The 24,113-nt window shown below is 61.3% G+C and carries 21 protein-coding genes; 7 read left to right on the forward strand and 14 right to left on the reverse strand.

What is annotated here, in order from left to right; genetic code table 11:
* Nucleotides 1–88: 88 nt before the first annotated feature.
* The gene (locus B0G75_RS02800; protein ID WP_106300418.1) at nucleotides 89–340 is read right to left on the reverse strand and encodes a GlsB/YeaQ/YmgE family stress response membrane protein; all 252 of its coding nucleotides are present in this window, start codon (nucleotides 338–340) and stop codon (nucleotides 89–91) included.
* Between the two features lie 340 nt (nucleotides 341–680).
* Here B0G75_RS02800 and B0G75_RS02805 point away from each other — a divergent pair, with 340 nt between their 5' ends.
* Entirely contained in the window at nucleotides 681–2,474 is a 1,794-nt protein-coding gene (locus B0G75_RS02805; RefSeq protein WP_181309143.1) for an ABC transporter transmembrane domain-containing protein, read from the forward strand.
* Between the two features lie 11 nt (nucleotides 2,475–2,485).
* Here B0G75_RS02805 and B0G75_RS02810 read toward each other — a convergent pair whose 3' ends face one another.
* Entirely contained in the window at nucleotides 2,486–3,445 is a 960-nt protein-coding gene (locus tag B0G75_RS02810) for a LysR family transcriptional regulator (RefSeq protein ID WP_106300423.1), read from the reverse strand.
* 130 nt (nucleotides 3,446–3,575) lie between these two features.
* Here B0G75_RS02810 and B0G75_RS02815 point away from each other — a divergent pair, with 130 nt between their 5' ends.
* The 4 genes from B0G75_RS02815 (at nucleotide 3,576) to B0G75_RS02835 (ending at nucleotide 8,202) form a co-directional block, all read left to right on the forward strand.
* Nucleotides 3,576–4,742, forward strand: coding sequence for a mandelate racemase/muconate lactonizing enzyme family protein (locus B0G75_RS02815; RefSeq protein ID WP_106300425.1), 1,167 nt, complete (start codon nucleotides 3,576–3,578; stop codon nucleotides 4,740–4,742).
* 196 nt (nucleotides 4,743–4,938) lie between these two features.
* Nucleotides 4,939–6,282, forward strand: coding sequence for a C4-dicarboxylate transporter DctA (dctA, locus tag B0G75_RS02820; protein ID WP_181309172.1), 1,344 nt, complete (start codon nucleotides 4,939–4,941; stop codon nucleotides 6,280–6,282).
* Nucleotides 6,283–6,580: 298 nt separating this feature from the next.
* Entirely contained in the window at nucleotides 6,581–7,795 is a 1,215-nt protein-coding gene (locus B0G75_RS02830) for a phytanoyl-CoA dioxygenase family protein (protein WP_106300427.1), read from the forward strand.
* A gap of 161 nt (nucleotides 7,796–7,956) precedes the next feature.
* Nucleotides 7,957–8,202 carry a hypothetical protein gene (locus B0G75_RS02835; protein WP_106300429.1) on the forward strand — a complete coding sequence of 82 codons (246 nt, stop codon included), beginning with the start codon at nucleotides 7,957–7,959 and terminating at the stop codon, nucleotides 8,200–8,202.
* Between the two features lie 135 nt (nucleotides 8,203–8,337).
* On the opposite strand, the gene B0G75_RS02840 is transcribed toward B0G75_RS02835, so the two are convergent.
* The 7 genes from B0G75_RS02840 to B0G75_RS02870 all read right to left on the reverse strand — a co-directional run bounded on the left by B0G75_RS02840 (nucleotide 8,338) and on the right by B0G75_RS02870 (nucleotide 17,238).
* Complete coding sequence (locus B0G75_RS02840) at nucleotides 8,338–10,098, reverse strand: winged helix-turn-helix domain-containing protein (protein ID WP_106301805.1); 1,761 nt, start codon at nucleotides 10,096–10,098, stop codon at nucleotides 8,338–8,340.
* Nucleotides 10,095–11,384 carry an MFS transporter gene (locus tag B0G75_RS02845; RefSeq protein WP_258194206.1) on the reverse strand — a complete coding sequence of 430 codons (1,290 nt, stop codon included), beginning with the start codon at nucleotides 11,382–11,384 and terminating at the stop codon, nucleotides 10,095–10,097. Before B0G75_RS02845 ends, B0G75_RS02840 begins: the two co-directional genes overlap by 4 nt.
* A gap of 290 nt (nucleotides 11,385–11,674) precedes the next feature.
* Entirely contained in the window at nucleotides 11,675–12,292 is a 618-nt protein-coding gene (locus tag B0G75_RS02850) for a lipocalin-like domain-containing protein (protein WP_258194235.1), read from the reverse strand.
* A 22-nt stretch (nucleotides 12,293–12,314) separates the two neighbouring features.
* The gene (locus B0G75_RS02855; RefSeq protein WP_106300435.1) at nucleotides 12,315–14,552 is read right to left on the reverse strand and encodes a xanthine dehydrogenase family protein molybdopterin-binding subunit; all 2,238 of its coding nucleotides are present in this window, start codon (nucleotides 14,550–14,552) and stop codon (nucleotides 12,315–12,317) included.
* A gap of 24 nt (nucleotides 14,553–14,576) precedes the next feature.
* Entirely contained in the window at nucleotides 14,577–15,584 is a 1,008-nt protein-coding gene (locus B0G75_RS02860; protein WP_106300437.1) for a xanthine dehydrogenase family protein subunit M, read from the reverse strand.
* Between the two features lie 11 nt (nucleotides 15,585–15,595).
* Nucleotides 15,596–16,144, reverse strand: coding sequence for a (2Fe-2S)-binding protein (locus B0G75_RS02865; protein ID WP_106300439.1), 549 nt, complete (start codon nucleotides 16,142–16,144; stop codon nucleotides 15,596–15,598).
* Between the two features lie 416 nt (nucleotides 16,145–16,560).
* Nucleotides 16,561–17,238 carry a type 1 glutamine amidotransferase domain-containing protein gene (locus B0G75_RS02870; RefSeq protein WP_106300441.1) on the reverse strand — a complete coding sequence of 226 codons (678 nt, stop codon included), beginning with the start codon at nucleotides 17,236–17,238 and terminating at the stop codon, nucleotides 16,561–16,563.
* Between the two features lie 583 nt (nucleotides 17,239–17,821).
* Here B0G75_RS02870 and B0G75_RS02875 point away from each other — a divergent pair.
* Nucleotides 17,822–18,109: a DUF1330 domain-containing protein gene (locus B0G75_RS02875; protein WP_106300443.1), complete on the forward strand. Its 288-nt coding sequence runs from the start codon at nucleotides 17,822–17,824 to the stop codon at nucleotides 18,107–18,109.
* Nucleotides 18,110–18,145: 36 nt separating this feature from the next.
* On the opposite strand, the gene B0G75_RS02880 is transcribed toward B0G75_RS02875, so the two are convergent.
* The 5 genes from B0G75_RS02880 to B0G75_RS02900 all read right to left on the reverse strand — a co-directional run bounded on the left by B0G75_RS02880 (nucleotide 18,146) and on the right by B0G75_RS02900 (nucleotide 22,623).
* A complete protein-coding gene (locus tag B0G75_RS02880; RefSeq protein ID WP_012426109.1) occupies nucleotides 18,146–18,580 on the reverse strand; it encodes a YciI family protein in 435 nt (144 codons plus the stop codon).
* A 146-nt stretch (nucleotides 18,581–18,726) separates the two neighbouring features.
* A complete protein-coding gene (locus B0G75_RS02885) occupies nucleotides 18,727–19,971 on the reverse strand; it encodes a citrate synthase (protein ID WP_106301809.1) in 1,245 nt (414 codons plus the stop codon).
* 107 nt (nucleotides 19,972–20,078) lie between these two features.
* Nucleotides 20,079–20,468 carry a VOC family protein gene (locus B0G75_RS02890; RefSeq protein ID WP_106300445.1) on the reverse strand — a complete coding sequence of 130 codons (390 nt, stop codon included), beginning with the start codon at nucleotides 20,466–20,468 and terminating at the stop codon, nucleotides 20,079–20,081.
* A gap of 26 nt (nucleotides 20,469–20,494) precedes the next feature.
* Nucleotides 20,495–21,811 (reverse strand): MFS transporter, encoded by a 1,317-nt coding sequence (locus B0G75_RS02895; RefSeq protein ID WP_106300447.1) that lies wholly within the window; start codon nucleotides 21,809–21,811, stop codon nucleotides 20,495–20,497.
* Nucleotides 21,812–21,864: 53 nt separating this feature from the next.
* Nucleotides 21,865–22,623 carry an SDR family oxidoreductase gene (locus tag B0G75_RS02900; protein WP_106300449.1) on the reverse strand — a complete coding sequence of 253 codons (759 nt, stop codon included), beginning with the start codon at nucleotides 22,621–22,623 and terminating at the stop codon, nucleotides 21,865–21,867.
* Nucleotides 22,624–22,937: 314 nt separating this feature from the next.
* On the opposite strand from B0G75_RS02900, the gene B0G75_RS02905 reads away from it, so the two are divergent.
* Nucleotides 22,938–23,900 carry a D-glycerate dehydrogenase gene (locus B0G75_RS02905; protein ID WP_106300451.1) on the forward strand — a complete coding sequence of 321 codons (963 nt, stop codon included), beginning with the start codon at nucleotides 22,938–22,940 and terminating at the stop codon, nucleotides 23,898–23,900.
* Nucleotides 23,901–24,113 lie beyond the last annotated feature (213 nt).

A 24,113-nucleotide genomic window follows, 5' to 3' on the forward strand; every position in this document is an offset into this window, starting at 1 on the left:
AACGGGCCGACGGGGTTGCAGACAGTCAGTCCGCCTCCATTCATCTCAGGCGCCGCACGTCCTCCAGACGGAAGGTCGCGCAAACGCGCTAGCTCCGCCGGCGCACCAGTCCGTAAATGACCAGCAGGACGATCGCGCCAATTATCGAGGCGATCCAGCCCGCCGCCTGGCCTGGTTGGTACCAGCCCAGCGCGCGCCCCACATAACCCGCAATTAGCGAGCCGGCAATGCCGAGGACGATGGTCATAAGGAGGCCCATGCGGTCGTCTCCGGGCTTTACCGCCCGCGCAATCAATCCGACGACCAGCCCCACAATCAGTGTACCGATGAAGGAAAGCATGCCGACCTCCCAAGAGTGTGAGTGCTACGTTTTTCTTTTATTGCTGGCTACTATTTCACTGCGACGCTTTTCGGAGCATACGCGTTAGATGCGGCGGTCGGGCCGCCATATGCTCATCGGTTCGCGCTTCGAGCATCGCTGCAACACGCCGGTCTGACGGAAATTGTCCGATTTGAGGCGACCACATGCAACTGTTTAGTTGCTCCGGTAGGTTCGTTACCGCCCAGTCGATTGACGAAGCCGCCGTCGCGATGAATTCGGCCGTCGCCAAGGTCGTTCGCCTGCCTTTGCTAGCCGCCGCCTACAATCGACAGAATATTCGATCCGCTTGGGAATCCTCATGCCAGACGCTATGACGTCGCCGCCGCCTTCACGCCGTATCGGCCCGCTCTTCGCACTGTTTCCCTTCCTGCGCCCGTATGCCGGCCGCTGGGCGCTCGCGTTCCTCGCGCTGGTGACCTCGGCGGGTGCCACGCTGGTGTTGCCGGTGGCGTTCAAATACCTGATCGATCGGGGTTTTGCCGCGGGCGACCGGGGGCACATCGATCGCTATTTCCTCGCGCTTTTTGTCGTGTCGCTGGTACTGGCCACCGCCACGGCACTGCGCTTCTACCTCGTCTCATGGCTGGGCGAGCGGGTCACGGCCGACTTGCGGCGTGCTGTCTACGATCACGTGCTGAGCATGAGCCCGCAATTCTTCGAGACCACGCAGACCGGCGAGGTACTGTCACGGCTCACCGTCGACACCACCTTGATCCAGACGGTGGTGGGCACCAGCCTGTCGCTGGGATTGCGCAACTTCTTCCTGTTGACCGGCGGCGTGGCGATGCTGGCGGTGACGAGCCCGGTACTGTCCGGCTACATCATCGCGACGCTGGTCGTGGTGGTCGCACCTATTGTGATCTTCGGCCGCCGCGTGCGGCGGCTCTCACGCGCGAGCCAGGACAAGATTGCGAACACGAGCGCGCTGGCGGGCGAGGTGCTCAATGCCATGCCGACCGTGCAGTCGTACACGCAGGAGCCATTCGAGGCGCGGCGCTATGCCGGCGCGGTGGAGGCGGCCTTCGAGACCGCGCTCACGCGCATTCGCGCGCGCGCCTGGTTGACCGCCGTGGTGATCGTGCTGGTGTTCACCGCTATCGTGTTCGTGCTGTGGCTCGGTGCGCAGGCGGTGCTGGCCGGTCGGATGACGGCGGGCCAATTGTCCCAGTTCATCCTCTACGCCGTGTTTACGGCCGGCGCCGTGGGCGCGGTTGCGGAGGTATGGGGCGATCTGCAGCGCGCTGCCGGCGCCACCGAACGTTTGCTGCAATTGCTGGCGGCGCGCTCGCCCGTGGTGCAGGCCGAAACGACAGTGGCGCTGCCTGCGCGAGGCGAGGGCATCCGCTTCGAAGATGTCAGCTTCTCGTATCCATCGCGCCCAGGCATCGCGGCGCTTTCCGCACTCTCGCTCGAGGTCCGCCCGGGTGAACATGTGGCACTGGTCGGTCCGTCCGGCGCGGGCAAGACCACGCTGTTCCAGTTGCTGTTGCGCTTCTACGATCCGCAAGCCGGCCGCATTCTGATCAACGGCGTGCCGACGCGTGACGTGCCGCTCGTCGAATTGCGCAAGGAAATTGGCGTGGTGCTGCAGGAATCGGTGATTTTTTCCGGGAGCGTGCTCGACAATATCCGCTATGGCGCGCCGGAAGCCACGCTCGCGCAAGTACAACGGGCCGCCGACATGGCGGCTGCGGCCGGCTTTATCGAAGAACTACCGCAGGGCTACGACACCTTTCTCGGCGAGCGCGGCGTGCGGCTGTCCGGCGGACAGCGCCAGCGCATTGCGATCGCTCGCGCGATCCTGAAGAATCCGCCCATCCTGCTGCTGGACGAAGCGACCAGTGCGCTCGATGCCGCCAGCGAACGGCTGGTGCAAAAGGCGCTGGACAACGCCGCGCAGAACCGCACCACACTGGTCATCGCGCACCGCCTCGCGACCGTCCAACAGGCCGACCGTATTATCGTGCTGGAGCAGGGGCGGATCGTCGCGCAGGGACGTCATGCCGAACTCCTTTTGAGTTCTCCGCTTTATGCTCAGCTTGCGGCGTTGCAGTTCGGCGAGCGGTTGGGGCAGACGGCGCCCGCGCAATGACAGCGGGCGGCTCACGCTTTGCGGCCTGCTTTCTTCTTTTGGTCGTAAAGCAAAGCGCCAGTTTCAACCGGAATAAACGGCGCCTGAAAATGATCGATCAGAAAATCGATGAATGCCCGGGCCCGCGCCGTCTGGTTTCGCTGGCTAGGGTAGTAGACGAACAGGTCGGCTGAGGGCAGTACGGTATTGGGTAAAACCAGTTTTAACCGGCCGCTCTGAACGTACTTGGCCAGATCCCATTCGGAACGAATCAATATTCCGTGTCCGTCGAGCGCCCAGCGCAGCACGATGTCGCCATCGTTGCTCGAAAGCGCGCCTTTGACCTTCAACGCTTCGGTGTGGTCGCCCTGCATATACCGCCACACGCCATAAGCATCATCGTTCTGGCGATGAATGATGCAACGGTGTCGGACCAGATCCTCGATACGCTCCGGTGTCCCGAATCTTTCGAGGTATTTCGGCGAGGCGCATAGAAAGCGGCGATTACTCATGATGCGCCGGGCGCTGAGCCGGCTGTCGGGAAGCGTTCCAAAACGGATCGCCATGTCGAACGCTTCCTCGACCAGATCGATGGGCCGGTCCGTCACTTCAAACTGGATCTCCACATTGGGAAAGCGCTTCGCGAAGTCGGACACGAGCGGCGCGATGGTCGTGCGCCCGAAACCGAGCGTCGCATTCACGCGTAGCAGTCCATGGGGATCGGAGCGAGCCCCCGATATCTCATCTTCCATCTGCCGGACTTGCCCGACGATCTGTATCGCGTAGCGCAGGTAGGTCTCGCCCTCCGGCGTCAGGCTGACACTGCGCGTCGTTCTGTTGACCAGGCGCGCGCCCAGTTTCTGTTCCATCAACCCAAGGCGCTTGGTCGCGGCGGGCGGCGTGAGATCGAGCGCCCGCGCCGCCCCCGACAAGCTTTTGAGTTTGGCGAGGAGGATGAAAAACTCGAAATCGGATGCCGGGTCAGCGGTCACTTTGGTTATTTACTTAAAGTAAAAAATGAAATGAATCAAAGCGAATTCTAACGCCTCATTTCGCGGATAAGCTAGTTTCCATTGCAGCCAGACGCATGCGATATGTGCTCAGAACTCAGGAGACCCCGTCATGAGAATCGTAGAAATCCGCGAGAAGACCGTTCCGATCAGTTCCCCCATCCGCAACGCCTACATCGACTTCAGCAAGATGACGCTGAGTCTCGTCGCCGTTGTGACGGACGTGATCCGGGACGGCAAGCCGGTGGTGGGTTACGGCTTTAATTCGAACGGCCGCTACGGCCAGGGCAAACTGATGCGCGAGCGCTTCATTCCGCGCATTCTCGAAGCCGATCCCCTCACGCTCGTCAACGACGCCGGCGACAACCTCGATCCGCACAAGATCTGGGCGACCATGTTCACGAACGAAAAACCGGGCGGCCACGGCGAGCGCTCGGTGGCGATCGGCACCATCGACATGGCGATCTGGGACGCGGTGGCGAAAATCGAAGGCAAGCCGCTGTTCCAGTTGCTGGCCGACCGCTACGGCAATGGTCAGCCCAATCGCAGGATCTTTGTGTACGCCGCCGGCGGCTACTACTACCCGGGCCAGGACCACGGAAAGCTGAAAGACGAAATGCGCAGCTATATTGACCGCGGCTATACGGTCGTGAAGAAAAAGATCGGCGGCGCTTCGCTCGACGAAGATCTGCGCCGCATCGACTCGATTCTGAGCGTGCTGGGCGACGGACAAAAACTCGCTGTCGACGCCAACGGCCGCTTCGATCTCGATACGGCGATCCAGTACGCGAAGGCACTCTCGCAATACGACCTGTTCTGGTACGAAGAGCCGGGCGACCCGCTGGATTACGAATTGCAGGTCACGCTTCGCAACTATTACGACAAGCCGATGGCGACCGGCGAAGATCTTTTCTCGATGCAGGATGCCCGCAACCTGATCCGTTACGGCGGCATGCGTCCGGATCGCGACTGGTTGCAATTCGACTGCGCGCTCAGCTACGGCCTCGTCGAATATCTGCGCACGCTCGACATGCTGCATCAACACGGCTGGTCACCGAGCCGCTGCATACCGCACGGCGGCCATCAGATGTCGTTGAACATCGCGGCTGGACTCGGACTCGGTGGCAACGAATCCTATCCGGACCTGTTCCAACCGTATGGCGGCTTCCCAGACGGCGTCAAGGTGGAAAACGGCTTCATCACAATGCCTGATCTGCCCGGCATCGGTTTCGAAGGCAAAGCCGATCTCTTCTCCCAGATGCAAAAACTGTCCGCATAAGCTGCTAATCGGCTAGCTCGCGGCAAAACGGGCCGACGACAAACGTCGGCTTGGCGTTGATTAAAAATAGACAAAAAAACGCAGACGAAATCGGTTCGTACTTTCCAACGCGGTAGATCCCGCTGTGGAGAGTACGAGCCTGAATTTTTCATTAGAAGATGCCACGCATAGGAGACAGTCATGCGGGTTTTCAAAGATCGGAAAAGCTCTTTCCAGGCTCTATGTACAGGTTCTGATTGGCATTGTTGCCGGGGTCCTCGTCGGGCATTTCTACCCTGACATCGGTTCGCAACTCAAACCACTCGGAGACCTGTTCATCAAACTGATCCGGATGCTGCTTGCTCCGATCATTTTTGCTTCCGTAGTCGTTGGCATTGCCCGCATGACTGATCTTCATGAGGCCGGTCGTGTCGGCGTCAAGGCGATGGTTTACTTCGAAATTGCATCGACGATTGCGCTCGCTGTTGGCCTTGTCATCGTGAATGTCATCAAGCCGGGCAGCGGTATGAACATCGACCCCGCGCATATCGACAGTTCAGCGATTTCCACCTATACGCACGCGGCGCAACAGCACGGAATGCTCGAGTTCTTCATGAGCATCGTTCCAAACAGCGTTGTTGGAGCGTTCGCGAATGGCGACATCCTGCCGATCATCTTCTTTTCGCTTCTGTTTGCCATCGCGCTCGCCAGGCTGGGGCACCGCACTGCGCCGTTCGTCGATATGCTCGACATGTTCCTTCAGGGCATGTTCGGCGTGGTCCGAATCGTCATGTATGTCGCGCCCATCGGTGCCTTTGGCGGCATGGCATTCACCATCGCGAAGTACGGCATCGGTACGCTGGCGTCGTTCGGCCAATTGATGCTGTGCCTTTACCTGACCTCGATCTTTTTCGTAGTCGTGGTGTTGGGTCTGGTGATGCGCATGAGCGGGCTGTCGCTGTGGAAGTATCTTCGCTACATCAAGGACGAAATCTTCATTACCCTCGGTACCGCTTCGACTGAAGCGGTACTCCCGCAAATGCTAATCAAGATGGAGAAGCTGGGGTGTTCACGGCCCGTGGTTGGGATGGTGTTGCCTACGGGCTATACCTTCAATGCCGATGGTACGGCGATCTACTTGACCATGGCCTCGATGTTTGTCGCGCAAGCGATGAATATCCACCTGACGATCTGGGACCAGTTGCTGCTGCTCGGCGTGCTGCTGCTGACATCCAAGGGGTCCGCGGGCGTGGCCGGAGCCGGATTCGTCGCGCTGGCTGCCACGCTGGCCTCGATGCACAAAATCCCGGTGTCTGGACTGGTTCTGCTGCTAGGTGTCGATCGCTTTCTCAACGAAGCTCGTGCAGTGACTAACCTGATCGGCAACGGGGTGGCGACCATTGTGGTCGCTCGATGGGAAGGCGCGCTCGATATGAGCAAGGCCCGCGCGATGCTCGACCGTGCCGACGCGAACATCGATGCATTACAGTCCACCGACGAGGAGGTGCCTACGAACAGGAAGCCTTCGAAAGACGCCATGATTCGATCCCACACTCTTTGAGCCGCTCAAACAACGTGCCGATCGCTTCAGTATTGTTTGAGAACACCGCGCGGGCATTGCAGGGCGTGTCGGATCCGATCGTTCAGCTTCACATCGAACATTGCCGTCTTGCGGATGTGGCTTACGGTGCAGGTATCTCTGCGGCGGTTGAGAAGCGGAGAACATCAGGGTGCCTATTCGACGCCTTGTCCAATACATCAGAACGGGCTTGGGCAGAGGCAGTTTCTTCGAGGGGCTGATTACACGCCTGGCGAGTGCATCGACATGAGGCTATCCTTGACGTACAGAGGAGAGAGACATGGACCGCAGCCAGGATCGTATCGAAAAGTGCGAGCGGAGTTGGTACCGCGAGCGCGATTGCGCTTTAAACGAATTCGTCGCTTTGCTAGAGGATGATGACCACGGCCCGACCCGCTATGCGGCGGAAATTACGCAGCGGATTCCCATTTACGACTGTCCACAACTCGATGGCATAACACACGATACATCGCAGAGAGCGCAGTTGCAGGCGGAATGGGCTCGAGTCCTTCACGATGGCGCGGGGGTACTCGTGCTTCGGCGGGCATTTGTCGATACCGGACCGGTTGACGATGCAACGGCCGTCTTCGAATCCATTATTCGTAGTGAACGCGAGCAAGGCTCGAGTGCGGCAGACCATTTCGCCAAGGCAGGCGCGAATGACCGGATCTGGAATGCCCAGGAGAAGCTCTGCCTGCGAGCGCCTGAAGTCTTCGCGGAATACTTTTCGAATCCAATGCTGATGATTATGTCGGAAGCGTGGCTCGGACCGTGTTACCAGATGACGTCACAGGTGAATGTGGTTCGCCCAGGCGGCGCTGCCCAACAGGCGCATCGCGATTATCACCTCGGCTTCCAGACGGCCGAAAAGGCCGAACGCTATCCCGCGCACGTACATCGAATGTCCTCCTTTCTCACCTTGCAGGGCGCGGTGGCGCATAGCGAGATGCCTGTCGAGAGCGGACCGACGAAGCTGCTGCCGTATTCGCAGCGATATAACGAGGGATATCTGGCGTGGCGCCGGGCCGAGTTTCGAGAGTATTTCGAGGACCATTTCGTCCAACTGCCGCTCTCCAAGGGCGACGTTGTGTTCTTCAATCCCGCGTTGTTCCATGCGGCCGGCGCAAATCGCACTGCGCACGTGCAGCGCATGGCGAACCTCTTGCAGGTCTCATCGGCTTATGGCCGGGCGATGGAAGTGCTCGACCGCACGGGGATGTGCGAGGCGTTATATCCAGTACTGCGTGAACGCCGCGCGTCGGGACGGATAAGCGACACGGAAATCACCGCGGCAATCGCATCCTGCGCTGAGGGCTACCCGTTCCCGACCAACCTCGACCGCGACCCGCCGATCGGCGGGTTGGCGCCGGAAAGCCAGCAGGAACTCATGCATCGCGCACTCGACGACGATTGGGATCCCGCCCGATTCACGCTCGCCTTGAACGAGCGCGCTGCGCGACAACGCTCCGCCGACCCGCAATCCGGCACGAGTTAACGATTTCTTTAGACTCAGTCGATAGTGCAAAAGACGATCTGATCGCAGGATTGACGAAGCGATAGCCACGCGACGCCGCATCCTCGCGGGGACCGTCCGGGATCGCCTTGCGGCCGGTCTTGCACTGACCGTTTACGCACTTCTGGGAAGGAGAAATTGACATGAAAACGCTTCGAATCGTGGCGCTCTGCGCGATCAGCATGTTCGTGGGGCAAGCGTGGGCGCAAGACAAGCCTGTACCATCGGGAACCGCACCGTCTGTTCAGGATGTCGGTGGCGTCACCGACGCATCGAGGGGTGAGACCGGGACGGCAATGAATCCGGCGCGGCAGTCCTATACGGACCTCAACGCCCTGCAATCCGGGGAGCAAAACCGTCTCGTGGCCAATACGTTCCGCCACCATTGACTGCAGCGCAACGGCTTTGCGCGACCGCGCGTTACGCACGATGAGTGCCAGTGAATATACTTATCGCGCGTAACGGTGTCAGGCCACCATGCGGACCGCAACAGGCCCGAACATTGATAGCGCTGCGCTCCGGGCTCAGTACCCGATTCGCTTTTCGACGTTGCGGAATCGCCCCATCGACCGGTAACGATGGAACCATGCGTTGGTACGAAGCTCGCACAGGCGCGGCGAATGCTCCGCAAGCGCAAGGTCGAGCCAATGAAACATCTCGTCCGGCTGGTCGAGCCTCGCGTAAATTTCGGCAAACAGAAACGGCGACGTATAGCGCCTTTGACGCCTCGCCGTCAGATCCTGCAAATACCATTGAAGGACTTTCTGATAGCCGCCGGACTCCCAGACCGTGCGAATAGTCTCTGCACGAGCGAATTCGCCGCACCGTGTTAGCGCGTCAATGGTCGCGTCGACTGCCTCCTCGTACTGACCCTGCTGTTCGTAGGCGGTCGCCAGCAGCTGATAGACAAGGGGTGAACGATTGCCGCGCCCGGCGTGCAGGCACTCCCGAATCACTTCGTCGTATTTGCCTGCCTGTACGAGTCCGAATACGCGTGATCCTTCGAACCCGAGCGGGTCGACCTTTTCGGCGCGCTCGAACTGTGCTCTGCCTTCCGCTTCTCGTCCCAGCACCAGCAGCAGGCGTGCATACAGTCGACTCGTTTCAGCGTGGCTCGGGTTCAGCCGTAGCGCTTCGAGGAACTCCTCCTCGGCGCGCCGCCAGTCCCAGTCGTAGAAATAGTGCACGCCGGCTAGCGCCTGGTGAGCTTCAGGAAGACTGGCGTCCAGTTCCAGTGCTTGCAGTGCCGCCTGCCGCGCTAGCGGATGGCCCTCCGATGGTGCACAGATCCCATGCGTCGCCGCGGCACCTAAAACGTTCGACATTCCCACATATCCGAGCGCGTAAGTCGGGTCCCGTTCGATCGCGCGCTCGAAGTAGCCGCGCGCGCGCACGAAGTCCTCGTCGCTCAGCGCGTGATGCGCGGCAAACCCAGCATCGAAGTGCACGCGGCGGGTCCAGTAGTAACGGCCGCGCAGATACGCATCGTGGGCCGTCGGATCGACCGGCAGACGTCTCGTCAGCATGTGCCGCTGCTGTTCCGCGAGCGCGGGCGATACCTCCTGGGCGAGCGCGGTGCCTACCTCTTTCTGGATATCCAATGCGCCACGCGTCATCGGCTCATAAGCGCGGCTCCAGATCTGCACCTGATCGAAGCAACGGATCAATTGCGCCAGAATGCGAATCCTCACGCCGTCGCGTTTGAGCGCGCCTTCCAGGACATAGTCGATCGAGAACTCGCGCGCGATCTCCGCGATGCTCATACTGACCCGTCTGCAGTGGGCGGCAGTCGTCCTCGAAATGACAAGGATGCGCTCCGGATCGAGCATGCCGATGCTGGCGGAAGTTTCGTCGGCCAGTGCATCGCAGAAGCTGTTCTGGCCGGAATCGCCCGTCTGGTTTTCGAACGGCAGAACCAGTATGCGCGCGGCTTCCTGCGGAGCGGGCACCGGTTCCTCCGGTACGGGCCGTACGTTGTTCAGCCGATAGCCTTTGCCCTTCACCGTGACGATGTGCTGCGGATTGACCGGATCGTCGTGAAGCGCGACGCGGATTTTCCGGATCGCCGTATTGATGCAGTTGTCCGTTTCCCGATACGCATTCGCGCCCCACAGTGCTCTTACGATATCCGCGCGGGTGACGAGTTGCCCGTTGCGGGATGCCATGAGGATCAGCAATTCCATCGGCAGACGCTCGAGGCTGACCTTCTCACCCGCGCGGCGCAATTCGTAGCGCTGAATGTTCAGCTCGACATCCGCAATCCGGACGGATTCTGGCGTGTTCATCTGCGTTCCTGCCATCGCGAGTTCCTGCTCATGACGACTACGTCGGCGCGCCGTCGCTCGCGCTTCATTCCGAATGAAGCCGCGAAGGCAAGCGCCGAGCACAACACCATGACGAGCGCGGGCGCGGGCATCCAGTGCAGACCGGCAACGAGGAAATGCGCCGCGAGCGGCGTCAGTCCCAGCGAAGCGGACAGGCCGAGATTCATAGCCGTGGCAACGCCGCTGAAGCGGACATCGATAGGGAACATCTCTGCAATCGCACACGCGAAGGTTCCGTTGGCGAACGAACTGACGACACCGGCCATCACGAACAGCGCAGTCAGGTTCGCGTAGTGACGAGCGGCCGCAATGAAGAAGAAGGGCGCGAAAAGCGCGGACAAGATGGTTCCCGACCTGAATACGTAGCGGCGTGGCAACAAGTCGCCAGCGTGCGATGTCGCGAGAATGCAGACAGCCACGGCGATCAGATAGCCGGTCTGGGCATTCGCGATCTGTTGCGTGTCGTATTGAAGCTTTTGCAGATAACTCGGCGTGAAACCGATAAAGATGCCACCCGACGCGCCCGCCAGAAGAGACGCGGCGGCGCCGGTCATCAGGGGAGCGAAATGGTTGCGCAACAGGATAGCAAGAGGCTCGCGATGGCGCGCGCCAATGGCCTGCGCGTACTCGTCGGTCTCCGCAAGCGTTCGCCGCAAAGCAAAGCTCAACAGGCCGACCATTCCACCTAGCAGGAAGCCGATTCGCCATCCGAACGCGTTGATCTGCCCGGGTGTGAGCGCCCATTGCATGGCAAGGTTCATGCTCGTCGCCAGAAGCAGCGCGAGATTGACCGCGACGAACACGATGCCGCACAGAAGCCCCGGCCTGCCGCGCGCGGTTTCGACGGCGTAGACGACTGCGCCTGGCAATTCACCGCCGAGGCAAAGACCCTGAATCAGCCGCAGCACGAGAAGAAGCGCCGGAGCGGCCGCGCCCCATGCCGCGTATGAAGGAAGTATTCCGATGAGAAGCGTCGAAACGGAGGCGATCATCGCCGACGATACGAAGACGAGGCGCCGGCCGTGCGTGTCGCCGAATCGCCCAAGCAGGATGCCGCCGACCGGTCTGGAAAGGTAGCCGATGGCCAGCACCGTGAACGACAACGTCTCCGGCTGCGTGCCAGTTCCCGCCGGAAAGAACTCGCTGCCGATGCTTCTTGCAAAGAACCCGAACATGACGAAATCGAATACTTCGAGCGCTCCTCCCGTGCTGGCGACCAGAATGGTCCAGCGTTGGTGCGCTGTCATCGAGCCTTTTCGGATTGGGGGCGAATCGTCGAGCATGGAAATCCCTGATATCGCCAGGCATAACTACCGTTTTAAGCGGACGCCGCGCCGGAGGGACGTGTTCAGTCACCACCGTGTCATCCGACTTCGATGACGGTGCATGATCGTTCTGCCTTAAATATGATGGACGACAATTCGCTTACAAGAAAGGTCTTTAGATTCGCCTTGTGGTTCTTGATCGACGGATCGACGTGCGCCGCATTCGGGATTCGGCGCTGGCGGTTCAGCTCACGCAACTCGCGTTCGGCTGCTTACTTCATTCGCTGCCACACCACTTTTGACGCACCGTATCCGAAGCTCCCGGGCGTGACGTAGGTCAGCCGGTCGCCATCGAGTGTGAACGGACGCTGTTGAACATCGCCGTCCCAGTTCGGAAAGGTACTTTTCTGAATGCGGAAAACGATCACCTGTGCGGCCGGATCGACGGTATAGGTGCCAAAGTGCGCGAAGTTGCCCTGCACGATGCGTTCGTTCTCTTCAGAGGTACCCGATAGGCGGTTGCCGGATGCGAACTTCGGCAAGTCTGCACGAACGCCGAGCAGAACATAGCGGCCGTCGCTGCCGAAGATGAGTTGCCCGGACGGATGCGGACCGAGCACGTCGACGTCGCTTCCACTCCTCGATACGGTCAGCGAAACCAGAGACCATGAACCCACCACGCCAGGCGCCGTCTGAGCAAAAGACTTTGGGACAGCGAGACATATTGCGAGGGCCACCAGCGCGGCGGCCCTCAGGGTTTGGTGCAAGGGCGTCATGGCGTTCTCCAGCACGCGCGAGGGCGGAACCATTCCCTTCGACTCCCGGCGTGCAATGCCTGGTTCGTCTTCGATCGTCAGAAGACAAGCTAACAGGATAGCTTTCCCGGCCACGACTTCCAATGAACATCTGTCCTCACGTCATTTCCGCAGCCAGCAGATCTTCGATCATGATGGGCAGCTTCCGCACGCGCACGCCGGTGGCATGATGGGTAGCATCGGTAATCGCCGCCGCGATGCCCGCAAGCCCGATCTCCGCAATCCCGCGAGCGCCGAGTTCGTTGAACACGGTGTCCGGATGATCGAGAAAGGTCACGTCGAGTTCGGGAGTGTCCGCGTTCGTCGCGACGACGTAATCGGCCAGGTTGCTATTGATCGGTGCGCCCGTCTGTTTGTCGTACATGGTGTGCTCGAACAGCGCCATGCCGACGCCCATCACGACTGCGCCTTCGATCTGGTTGCGCGCGGCGCGCGGATTGACGATACGTCCTCCATCGATCACCGTGACGACGCGGTTCACGCGCAACCGCGCGATCTCCGGCTGCCAGGTGACTTCAGCGAAGTGCGCGCCGTACGAATAGATGGAGAAGCGTTTCTTGAGCGGATCGTCGAAGCCGCCTTTGGCGCTGCCGCTGCCTGACGCGGCGCGCATCTTCGCTGCTTCGAGAATCTGGCCGAACGGCACGCCGCGCTCAGGCGTCTCGCCCTTTCGGTGCACATGTCCCGCGCTGAACGCGAGTTCGTCTTCACTTGCGCCTTTGAATGGCGATCCGTCGACGGCCGCCGCGCGCGACAGCAACAGCTTGATGGCCGCACGCACCGCATCGAGCACCGCAGGAATCACCGATGCCGTGGCCGCGCTGCCGCCGGAAACAGGGCCCAGGGGCAACACGGAATCGCCGAGACCGACCTCGATGCGCTCGAGCGGAATGCCGGTTTCTTCGGCGACCAGTTGCGCGAGCACCGTGTACGTGCCGGTGCCGATGTCTTGCGTGCCGCACACCACCCGGGCGCTGCCGTCTGCTCGAAGATCGACGTCCGCCGCAGCGGAAAAGCGCAAGCCTGGCCAGACACAGGCGCCGACGCCCCAGCCCAAAGTCAGGCCGTCGCGCTGCATCGAGCCGACGCCCGGCGTGCGCTGCGACCATCCAAAGCGCTCGGCGCCAGTGCGCAAACATTCGGTGAGATGCCGTGAAGAGAACGGCAAACCCGTGCTTTCGTCGACGCGAGGTTCATTGCGCAGCCTCAACTCGACGGGATCGAGGTTCAGCACATGCGCCAATTCGTTCATCGCCGATTCGATTGCGTACAGGCCGGGCACGGCGCCTGGTCCGCGCATCGACGTCGGCGAACCGACGTTGCGGCGCGCGACGCCCGAGGTCACGCGCAGATTCGGCGTGCTATAGATGAGGGGCGTGACTTCGCCGCAGCTTTCCTGGTAGTCGTCGGCGATCGCGGCGTGGTTGACGTAGTCGTGCCGCAATGACGTGAGTTTGCCGTCGCGTTCGGCGGACACCCGCACGCGCTGTTGCGTGACGGGGCGATGGCCGACGTTCTGAAACATCATCTTGCGGCTCACGACCAGCTTTACGGGACGACCCGTCTGACGCGTCGCCGCCGCCGCGAGCAGCGAGTGCGGCCACATCCACAGCTTGCCGCCGAAACCCGATCCGAGATAGCGGGAGATCACGCGGATCTTTTCCTTCGGCACGCCGAGCATCTGCGAGAGCGTGCCCAGGTGGACTGTAATCGCCTGCGTGGTCTCGTAGAACGTGTAGTTCTCACCATCCCAGTCCGCGATCGTCGCATGCAGTTCGATCGGGTTGTGCGTTTCCGTCGGCGTCACGTAGGTTGCGTCGAGCGTCGCCGGCGCAGTGTCGAACGCACGGTCCGGGTCGCCGCGCTCGCTTTCGACCTTGGGCTCGTCGTCGGCCTCGAGTTCGTCGCGCACGTCGTGCGGCGTGACTTCGTAGCGAGCCCCGATCGCCGCCGATGCCGCGCTCGCCGCCTCGAAGGTATCGGCGATCACTACGGCGATGTACTGACCGTAATAGCGGATGATGTCGTCCTCGAAAGGCGGCCGCGCTTCGTCGACGAAGCCGGTCTCCATCGAGTTGCCGGAGAGCCGGTAGAAGCGGCCGATATTGTCTCGATGCAGCACCGCGTACACGCCGGGCATCGCCTCGGCGTCCGCGATATCGAGCGACACGAGCCGGCCGCTTGCGATTGTGCTGCACACCGGCACGGCAATCAGCAGATCGGGCAGATCCACATCGGAGGTATAGGTGGCGCTGCCGCTGACCTTCAGCGGTCCATCGACGCGCGCTTGAGGCTGTCCGATCACGGACAGCACGGAGTCGGGCAAGGTAGACATGGTGCGTTCCTCTCGATGGACGGTTCAGGGCGTCGCGGCCGTAGCCTGGGTCAGCGCATGGACGATGCAGCGGCGCGCGAGTTCGACTTTGAAGCCGTTCTGGCTTTGCGGCTTCGCATTTGCAAGCGCGGCATCCGCGGCCTTGCGGAAGGTCGCGGCATCAGGCGTTGCGCCGCGCAGCACGGCTTCCGCTTCGAGCGCGTGCCAAGGCCGCGTGCCGACGCCGCCGAGGGCGACGCGCACATGCCCGATGCGTCCGCCGTCGAGCGTCACGACCACGGCGGCCGACGCCAGCGCGAACTCGTACGACGCGCGATCGCGCAGTTTCAGATAAACAGAGCGGGCGCCCGCGGGTAGAGGCGGCAGTGTCACGTGCGTGATGAGTTCGCCTGCGTCGAGCACGTTCTCGCGCTGCGGCGTTGCGCCCGGCAACACGAAGAAGTCATCGATCGCGATACTGCGCGCGCCGTCCGTGCCTTCGACGTGAATGGTCGCGTCAAGCGCGGTCAAGGCGACGTTCATGTCCGACGGGTTGGTGGCGATGCAGGCGTCGCTGGCACCGAGAATAGCCAGCGTGCGATTGAATCCCTGGATCGCAGGACAGCCCGAGCCCGGCTCGCGCTTGTTGCATGGCATGGCGGTGTCGCGAAAGTAGACGCAGCGCGTGCGTTGCAGCAGATTGCCGCCGGTCGTCGCCATGTTTCGCAATTGGGCCGAGGCTCCGGCGAGCAGAGCCTGCGACAGTACGGCGTACGGTGCGCGGATCAGCGGATGCAATGCGAGGTCCGCATTGCGTGCCGTCGCCCCGATCTTCACGCCGCCATCGGGCAGCGCTTCGATACGGTCCAGCGGCAGCCGGCTGATGTCGATGACTCGCGTCGGCCGCTCGACGTTCAGCTTCATGAGGTCGAGCAAGGTCGTGCCGCCGGCGAGAAAGCGCACTTGTGCACCTTGCTGGGCCGTTGCGGAAGTCGAGCCCGCTGCGATCGCGTCACGCACGCCGTTGGCGCGCGACAACTGGAAGATTTCCATGATGGCGCTCCTCAGGACTGGCCGCGTACGCGCTGGATCGCCGCGACGATGTTCTGATAGGCGCCGCAGCGGCACAGATTGCCGCTCATCGCTTCGCGCACTTCGGCGTCGTCCGGCCCGACCGCTTCACCGAGCAGCGCGACCGCGGACATGATCTGGCCCGACGTGCAGTAGCCGCACTGATAACCGTCGCATTCTACAAACGCGGCTTGCATCGGATGCAGCGCTTCAGGCTGACCGATTCCTTCGATGGTGGTGATTTCGTCGCCGGCGTGCGTGCCGGCGAGCGACAGGCACGCATTCACGCGCCGTCCGTTCACGTGCACTGTGCATGCGCCGCATTGGCCGTGGTCGCAACCCTTTTTGGTGCCGGTGAGGTGCAGATGCTCGCGCAGCGCATCTAGCAGCGTGGTGCGCGGATCAAGCGACAGCTTGTAGAGATTGCCGTTGACGGTCAGCTCGACTGGCATCGTCGCGTTCGCGGAAGGCTGACGGGTACTCCGGGCTGCGTCGGGGTCGATGCTCTGGTGCGGGGTTTTGGAGGCGGTCTGTTGCATCATGCGTTCTCCTCATGGCGAGAGAGGCCACGATCCGGCGACAAGGGGAGCGGCCGGGTGGCGGGCTGAAGCAGGATTTGGACCCATTGGCGAACGAATCGCCCGGGTGTCGGACATTCAGGTAGCGAGCGTCGCAAGACGCGTCACGCAGGCCAGGTCATTCAGCAGCAAATCTGATTCATCAGCAAATCTGATGCCCAGGTGCGCCGCGCCTGAAAAATCAATTGCGGCTGATCGGCTCGACTAATCGCGAATGTCGCGATTAATCTACCGCAAAGGCCGAAGAAAAAAAGCCGGACGTGTGAGCGTCCGGCCATTTTGAAAGAACTGGTACAGCTTCGAATATTCAGGGCCTCGAAACGCCAGAGGCTCCTGTCGCCGACACATGCGCGGGCTTGGCGGCCCGCGCGCAATTGGAACTAGGCCTGCAGAACCTTCAGCAACTCCCTGGCAGTCGGGCCGGAGGAGGCCGGGTTCTGGCCGGTGATCAGCCGTCCGTCGACAACTGTGAGCACGGCCCAGTTCGCCACCTTTTCAAAATGGCCGCCCAGACGCTTGAGTTCGTCCTCGACGAGGAAAGGCACGACCTTGGTAAGGCCCACGGCTTCTTCTTCATCGTTGGTAAAGCCGGTGACGCGTTTTCCCTTGACGAGAGGTTGTCCCTCGTACGTCGCCTTGAGCAGAACACACGGGCCATGACAGACGGCGGCGACCGGCTTGCCCGCGTTGTAGAAATCCTCGATCAGGGCGATCGAGTTCTTGTCGTTGGTCAGATCCCACATTGGGCCGTGGCCGCCGGCATAGAAGATCGTGTCGTAGTCGGCGGCCTTGACGTCGGCGAGCTTGACGCTGTTGGCCAACACCTTCTGGGTCGCAGGATCTTTCTTGAAACGCAGCATGGTGTCGGTCTGATTGTCTGGATCGTCGCTTTTGGGATCGATTGGTGGTTGGCCGCCTTTGGGTGAGGCAACGGTGACCTCAGCGTTGGCATCAGTGAACGCATAATAGGGAGCGGTGAATTCTTCGAGCCAGAAGCCGGTCGGCTTGCCGGTATCGCCGAGCACGTTGTGCGAAGTCAGAACCAACAGGATTTTCATTGCAGTCTCCGTTCATTGAGGCCAGTGCTTAAGCGCGGCTAGGCCGCAGGGAATGCTTGAGGTGGAAGTCGTTCCTCGGAGCAGATGTTCGTGGTCTTCGCCTTGCCGCGAAATGGCCCGCGCGGGCCTGGAGAATGGAGCCCTCAGGCGCGATGAAGGGGAGCGCTGTCACGGCGGTCTCCGGTTGCGGCGCATGTGATGACCGCTTGTATTTTGGTCCCGTTCCCGAGCCGCGCCATCACACCAAGGTATCGCCTGATCATGCGATGGTATGCGCGGTGCTTCGCCGGTGGACCCGCGGCGCCGTGGTGCAACGCTGGTAGCGCTGCTGTTTTCATGCCGGCATCAATGCGAAAGATTATGTCGTCGCGTGCCGTGTTTTCAGGAGGCCTCGAAGCGGCCAACACACGGTTCACCGATGCGGTCGTCAAAGCGATTCATGCTACGACGGCGGGATAGCTATCGCGGCATTAGAATGATGGATGCAATAAGATTCGACTATGCGGCGACGCTGCGTATCGCGGTCCAATACGCTCGCGGGGAACGTCGTGCGCATCTTCACCACATTTCAGGAGCGTACGTTATGGCGACATATATCGTCTTCACCAAGGAAAGCACGCAGGATCAGGCTGAACTCGACATCTACCAAAGCAAGGTGGGCGAGACCTTCAAGGGGCATCCCGTTACGATTCTCGCTGCCTACGGACCTCAGCAGGTTCTCGAAGGCGATGCGCCGGAGGGTGTGGTGATCGTTCAGTTTCCGTCAACAGCAGCCGCTCGTGCGTGGTACGACAGCCCGGCGTATCAGGAAGTCGCACAGCACCGGTTCAAGGGCGCTCGTTACCGCGCGGTTCTCGTCGAAGGCGTGTGACGAAAGGCGGCAACGATCGGCGCGCGGAGACTTTCCTTAGTCTTTACTTTGCTTCGATTCAATCTGCTGCCGAAGCCGCTCTTCGTGTTCCTGAAGCTCAGGCGTAAACGCCTCGCCAAAATCCGCGGCTTCGAAGAACGGGCGAATTTCGATTTCCGAGTCGCTTGCCATCGGGTTCGGACAGCGGCGTACCCATTCGATCGCTTCTTCCATTGATTGCACTTGCCAGATCCAGTAGCCCGCGATCAGTTCCTTGGTTTCGGCAAACGGACCGTCGACGACGGTTCGATCCTTGCCGGAAAATTTCACGCGCACGCCCTTCGAGCTTGGTTTAAGTCCGTCGCCGCCGAGCATGATGCCGGCCTTGACCAGTTCCTCGTTATATCGGCCCATCGCCTCGATAAGCTCCGTGCCGGGCATTTGACCTGCTTCGGATTCGGCGGTCGCCTTGACCATGACCATGACGCGCATTGGGATTCTCCTGTCCAAAGTTGAGGCTCAGATTATGTGGGAAGACATTCGGTGCCTTCAACACCACGACGAACGAGTGCGCGCGAAATCGACAGTTCGCTTCGAGGGTTTCTTGTATTTAGCGGAGACCGGGCGGTATGCGCTTCTCAGCGCTCAACCACCTTGAACACCCGATTCTTGTCGAGCGTGGCTGGATCGAGCGCCTTCTCGCCGCCGTCCGCGGGCAGCGCGGGGCTGGCGTCTTCCAAGGCGCGGCCGGTGTAGCGGCCCCGTGGCCGAATGACCTTGCCCACCCGGAGCTGCTCGATGCAATGCGCCAGCAAACCCACGCTTCGGGCCGTTGCAAACAGCGCGAAGGACGCATCGCGTGGCAGCGCCAACTGCGCCGCCAATGCGGCAAGCGCAATGTCGATATTCGGCTTGAAGCCGGTCAGTTCAACCACCTTGTTGATGAACGACGTGAGTTCTCGAGGCGGATCGAGCACCTCGAGCAGTGCGGCTGCTCGGGCATCGCCGTCCGGATAGATGTGATGCCCGAAGCCTGGAATGGGCGTAGCCGACTGCAAATGATGGACGACAACATGCTCCGCACCGAGTCTTGCGACGTCGTCGAACACGGCCCTCACGCGGCCTGACGCGTCGCCATGCAGCGGGCCGGAGAGCGTCGCGAGCCCAGTGAGCAGGCATCCCGGCAGGGATGCACCGGTGGAGGCGGTAATTCTGGCGGCGAACGCCGAACTCGTCGTCTCGTGGTCGGCAACGAGAACCATGGCGCGGCGGATGAGTTCCGCGCCTTCGCGGCCCTGGCCCCAGCCGAGTGCGAGCCGTTCATGCGTCGTTTGTGCATTCCCATCACAGCGCGCGCCGAACGCCTGTGCGATTAGCGCGACGAGCCGGCCGGCCTCGACATGGAGCGCGCTGTCGGTGCGTCCGAGGGTCGAGTGCCCGCAGGCCGCGAGCGCCGCCAGCGATGTGAACGCGCATTGCCTGCCGCGCTCGCCGCCCTGTAGCGGCAGATCACCGGTTTCGAGAGAGAGGGGCCCGCGCGCATTCCAGAGAATGGCCGCCACGTCTTCGAGCGTCGCCGTGTCCGACAGCCGGATGCTATCCCGTCCCCGGTAATACGGCCGACCTTTCGAGAAGGTGGTAATGCCGCTGTAGATGCAGGGCTCGGCGCCGAATATGGTCCCGGCGGCGAGCGCCTCGCGCTTGCGTCCAACCTGTTTTTTGCGGCACAGGCCGGCCACGTCTTCCGCACGATACAGGCTTTTGCGCGGGTCATTCGGATCCGGCATGACCGCGATGTTGCCGCGGCTGACGTACGCATAGATGGTCTGCGCTTGCACGCCGAGTTGTCGAGCCGCTTCAGTCAGCGTGATCCAGTTTCGCATGGGATGGCAGGCAAGGTGATGCAGCGGAACGGGTAGCAGAGCCGTTACGATGCGGATCGCGCCATGCATGCCGGCGCAACCGATCGAGCGTCAATATTGACGTCCTTTCAGGTAAAAGTCACCTCGGCGGGTCGGCGCTCCAGGATCTCGACGAGAATGTCCCCCGGCGATCGCACGAAGCAGGCTCTGACGCCGGGGCGGACCTGCTTGATCGGCTCGACGATTTCCGCGTCGCAGTGCGACAGATGCTCGAACGCGGCATCGAGATCATCCACGACCACGCCAAAATGATCGACGCCCTGTTGCCGCTCGCCATCGGCGCGGCCCGTCTGCGCGCTCGCCAGCGCCGTGATGAAGAGGTTGATGCTGCCGATGCGCAAATCCACTCGCCCCGGGCGACGCACGATCTCGGCGTTCAGACAGCGCGCAAACCATGCGGCGGTGGCTTCGGCGTCGGCCGAGCACAGTTGCAGATGATCCCACTTGAATTCAATCATACGATTTCACCGGATGGTCAAACGCGTCACAGTTCGATGCGGGAAAGCTTCCCCAGCAGCACGGAGTAGGAGAACGCGCCGAGCAGGCATATCGCGCCCATCAGGTTGAGAGCCCAGTAGAAGTGGCCGGTGTGGTGAGTGATATAGCCGATCATGAGCGGTGTCGTCACGCCCGCAATGTTGGCCGCGAGACTGGTGATGCTGCTGGTCAGTCCCACGTATTGGCGTGGCGCGATTTCGGAAACGGCAGCCCACGACATCGACCCGACACCTTGCGCGAAGAACGCGATAGTCAGGATGGCGATCACCGCCTCGTTCGACTCGACAAAATTGACCAGCACGATCGATGCGCCCAGCAGCGTGCCGACGATGAGCGGCGTCTTGCGTGCCGTGGAAATCGACACCCCGCGCCGGATGAAAAAGTCCGAGAGGGAGCCCGCGAGGAGAATGCCGGCTGTCGCGCCGATAAAAGGAAGTGCCTGGAAGATCCCGACCTTGATCATCGACATGTGACGCGCTTCGATCAGATAGGTCATGAACCACGTGGTGAAGAAGACTAGCAGCGTGTTGTTGCAGAACTTGCCGATGCAGATAGCGAGAATCTGCCGGTAACTAAGCAGCTTGAGCGCCATACGCCAGTCGAACTTCTCGCGGGGCTTACGCGCAGCCGTAGAGCTGTCGTTGATGTATTGAAGTTCGGCGGCATTCACGCTCGCGTGCTGATGCGGATCGCGATAAACCCGGTACCAGAGAAGACTGAACAGAATGCCGACGCCGCCGGTGACGTAAAAGACCATGCGCCAGCCATACGCGGCGGAAATCCACAGCAGCAGGCCCGTGAACAACGGCGTGCCGATGTATTGCCCCATGACATAGACGCTGGTCGCGAAGCCACGCTCGCGGGCGGGAAACCATAACGTCACGGCACGCGCGTTCGAAGGGAAAGCCGGCGCCTCCAGCGCGCCGATGGCGAGCCGCGAGCCAAGCAGCATGTGATAGCCGGCCGCGAGACCTTGCGTCAGCGTGGCGAACGACCAGCCGAGGAGGGACAGCGCATATGCGATGCGCGAGCCTAGAACGTCGGTCAGTACGCCGCCGGGCACCAGCCCGATGGAGTAGGCGAGGCCGAATGCAGCAAACAGCTCGCCCATCTGCATCTTGTCCAGCGCGAGGCCTTTTGAGAGTCCCGGCGCGACGATGCCGAGCGCCGACCTGTCCACGTAATTGAGGATGGTTGCCGCGAGCAGCATCGAGAGCACGACGTATCGCACTTTGGAGCGCTTCGTGGTATCCGCGTAAGCCGGGTTTCGCGCCGACAATGTTTGTTCCTCTACGACTTTCATCGGTGTCTCCAGTACATTGGCCGGTTGTTCTTTTTATAGTCGGCGTGGGGCGTTTATCCGCGGCCGACGAACGGCATCGCGCTCGCCATGATGGTCATGTTGAGGACGTTGGCTTCGAGCGGAAGACTAGCCATATGCACGACGGCATTCGCGACGTGTGTCACGTCCATTCTTGCTTCAGGCGCCATGCGTCCGTCCGCTTGCAGCACGCCGCGGTTCATGCGTTCCGTGAGCGGTGTGGCCGCATTGCCGATATCGATCTGGCCGCACGCGATGTTGAATGCACGTCCGTCCAGCGCGATCGAGCGGGTGATGCCGGTGACCGCATGTTTTGTCGCCGTATAGGCAATGGTGTGCGGCCTCGGCGAGTGAGCGGAGATCGATCCGTTGTTGATGATCCGTCCGCCTTGAGGAGACTGCGCTTTCATCAAGCGATAGGCGGACCGAGCGCACAGAAAGACGCCGGTCAGATTGGTGGCCACGACATCGTTCCAGAAATCGGCGTCGTAGTCTTCCAGCTGCACCGCTCCCGCATTGCGGCCCGCGTTATTGAAGAGCACGTCGAGCCGGCCGAATGCCTCGGCAATGCGCGAAAACGCCTGCTCGACCGATGCCGCATCGGCAACGTCCGCCTGGAATACATGCGCTTCTCCACCGGCCATGCCGATGGTTTCCTTGGTTTCCAGCAGCGGCTCGGCTCTGCGCCCGATCAGCGCCACGGCGAATCCCGCATTGGCGAGCGCCACGGCGGCGGCGCGGCCAATGCCGGAGCCGGCGCCGGTCACAGCTGCAAATTTCTTCGATGCAGGCATTTCGCTTCCTCTCGACAGTTCAGTTGAACACGGGAAGCAGAGTTGCATTCGCGCTATCCGTCGAGCAATCTTGATTCATTGAATCAACATCTGGGCGCTTTACCGATGGGGCGCGCACCAGGGTTTTCCTGATGCGCGCGTTGCCGTTAGCGCGTGGGTTCGGAGATGGAATGCAACGAATCGCAATGGGCATGGTGCGCCGGGAACGAATAAAGGGGGTGAATCGTTTTCGATAGTTGATTCTTCCAATCAACATTGACGGTCCCGTCTGCGGTTTCGTAGTCTCTCGACGTCTGCCTACCCAAGGAAAAACCATGTCGGAAAATAACCGCACCAGGCTGTTGATTGCGCGAAAGGTGCCCACAGCCGTGGCGAAACGCGCCGAGGCCGAATTCCATGCCTTCGTGACCGAGTCCGATATGGACGCGTGGTCGGTCGTCGATTTTTGCAAAAAGCACGCAACGCCGGCCGTATTGATCGGGAAGAAATCAGGTTTGCAAGCGGAGCACATTGCCGCGCTGCCCTCGACGGTGAGGATCATTGCGAACGCGAGCGCGGGTTTCGATCACATGGATGTGGCGGCCGCCCGCGAGAGGGGAATCGTCGTCACGAACGCACCCGATGCGTTGACCGAATGCACGGCCGATTTCTCCCTTCTGCTCGTGCTGGCGGCCTGCCGCCGCGCGTCGGAATACGAACGGATCATGCGCAACGGCTGGGGCAAATCATTCGGGATGACCGAGATGCTGGGTACGCGCGTCAATGGCAAGACACTCGGCATTGTCGGATTCGGGCGTATAGGGCGCGCGGTCGCGAAGCGTGCGCAGGGCTTCGGCATGCGCGTGATCTATACGGACATCAACCGTGCGGCTGCGTCGCTGGAAAATGGCGCGACGTTTTACAGCAGCCTCGACGAAATGTTGCCGCACTGCCAGGTGCTGACGCTGCACGTGCCGGGCGGAGGCGTCCCGCTAATGACAAAAAGAGAATTTGCGCTCCTGCCGGCGGGCGCGGTTTTTGTTAACGCGGCGCGCGGTGCACTGGTGGACGAAGACGCGCTCTGCGAAGCGCTGACCTCGGGACATCTGTTCGGCGCAGGTCTGGACGTGTACCGGAACGAGCCCAATGCCGATAAGCGGTTCGCTGGACTCGACAACGTGTTCCTGACGCCCCACATGGCCAGCGCCACGATGGAGACCCGCGATCAGATGGGTTTTACGGCGCTGGACAACGTTGCCGCTGTGCTGGATGAACGGCCTGCCTTGAACCCGGTCTGACGTTCGCATTTCAGAATCGGAGCTTGCAATGTGCGCGCGGTAGGCGCGTGTTTCAACCGTGCGCCGCAATGACCGGCTTTCGAAATAAATTCATAAGCGTGGTTAGCCGCCAGTTCATGCTTTGTTTGATGCGCTTACGCCCGCCGCAATGGAGCACGGTGGGCGTAAGCGCCAGGGAGACAGACTAGCCGTCCGCATGGCACGGCTTACCTG

The organism is Paraburkholderia sp. BL18I3N2 (genome assembly GCF_003001875.1).
Classification (GTDB): domain Bacteria; phylum Pseudomonadota; class Gammaproteobacteria; order Burkholderiales; family Burkholderiaceae; genus Paraburkholderia; species Paraburkholderia phytofirmans.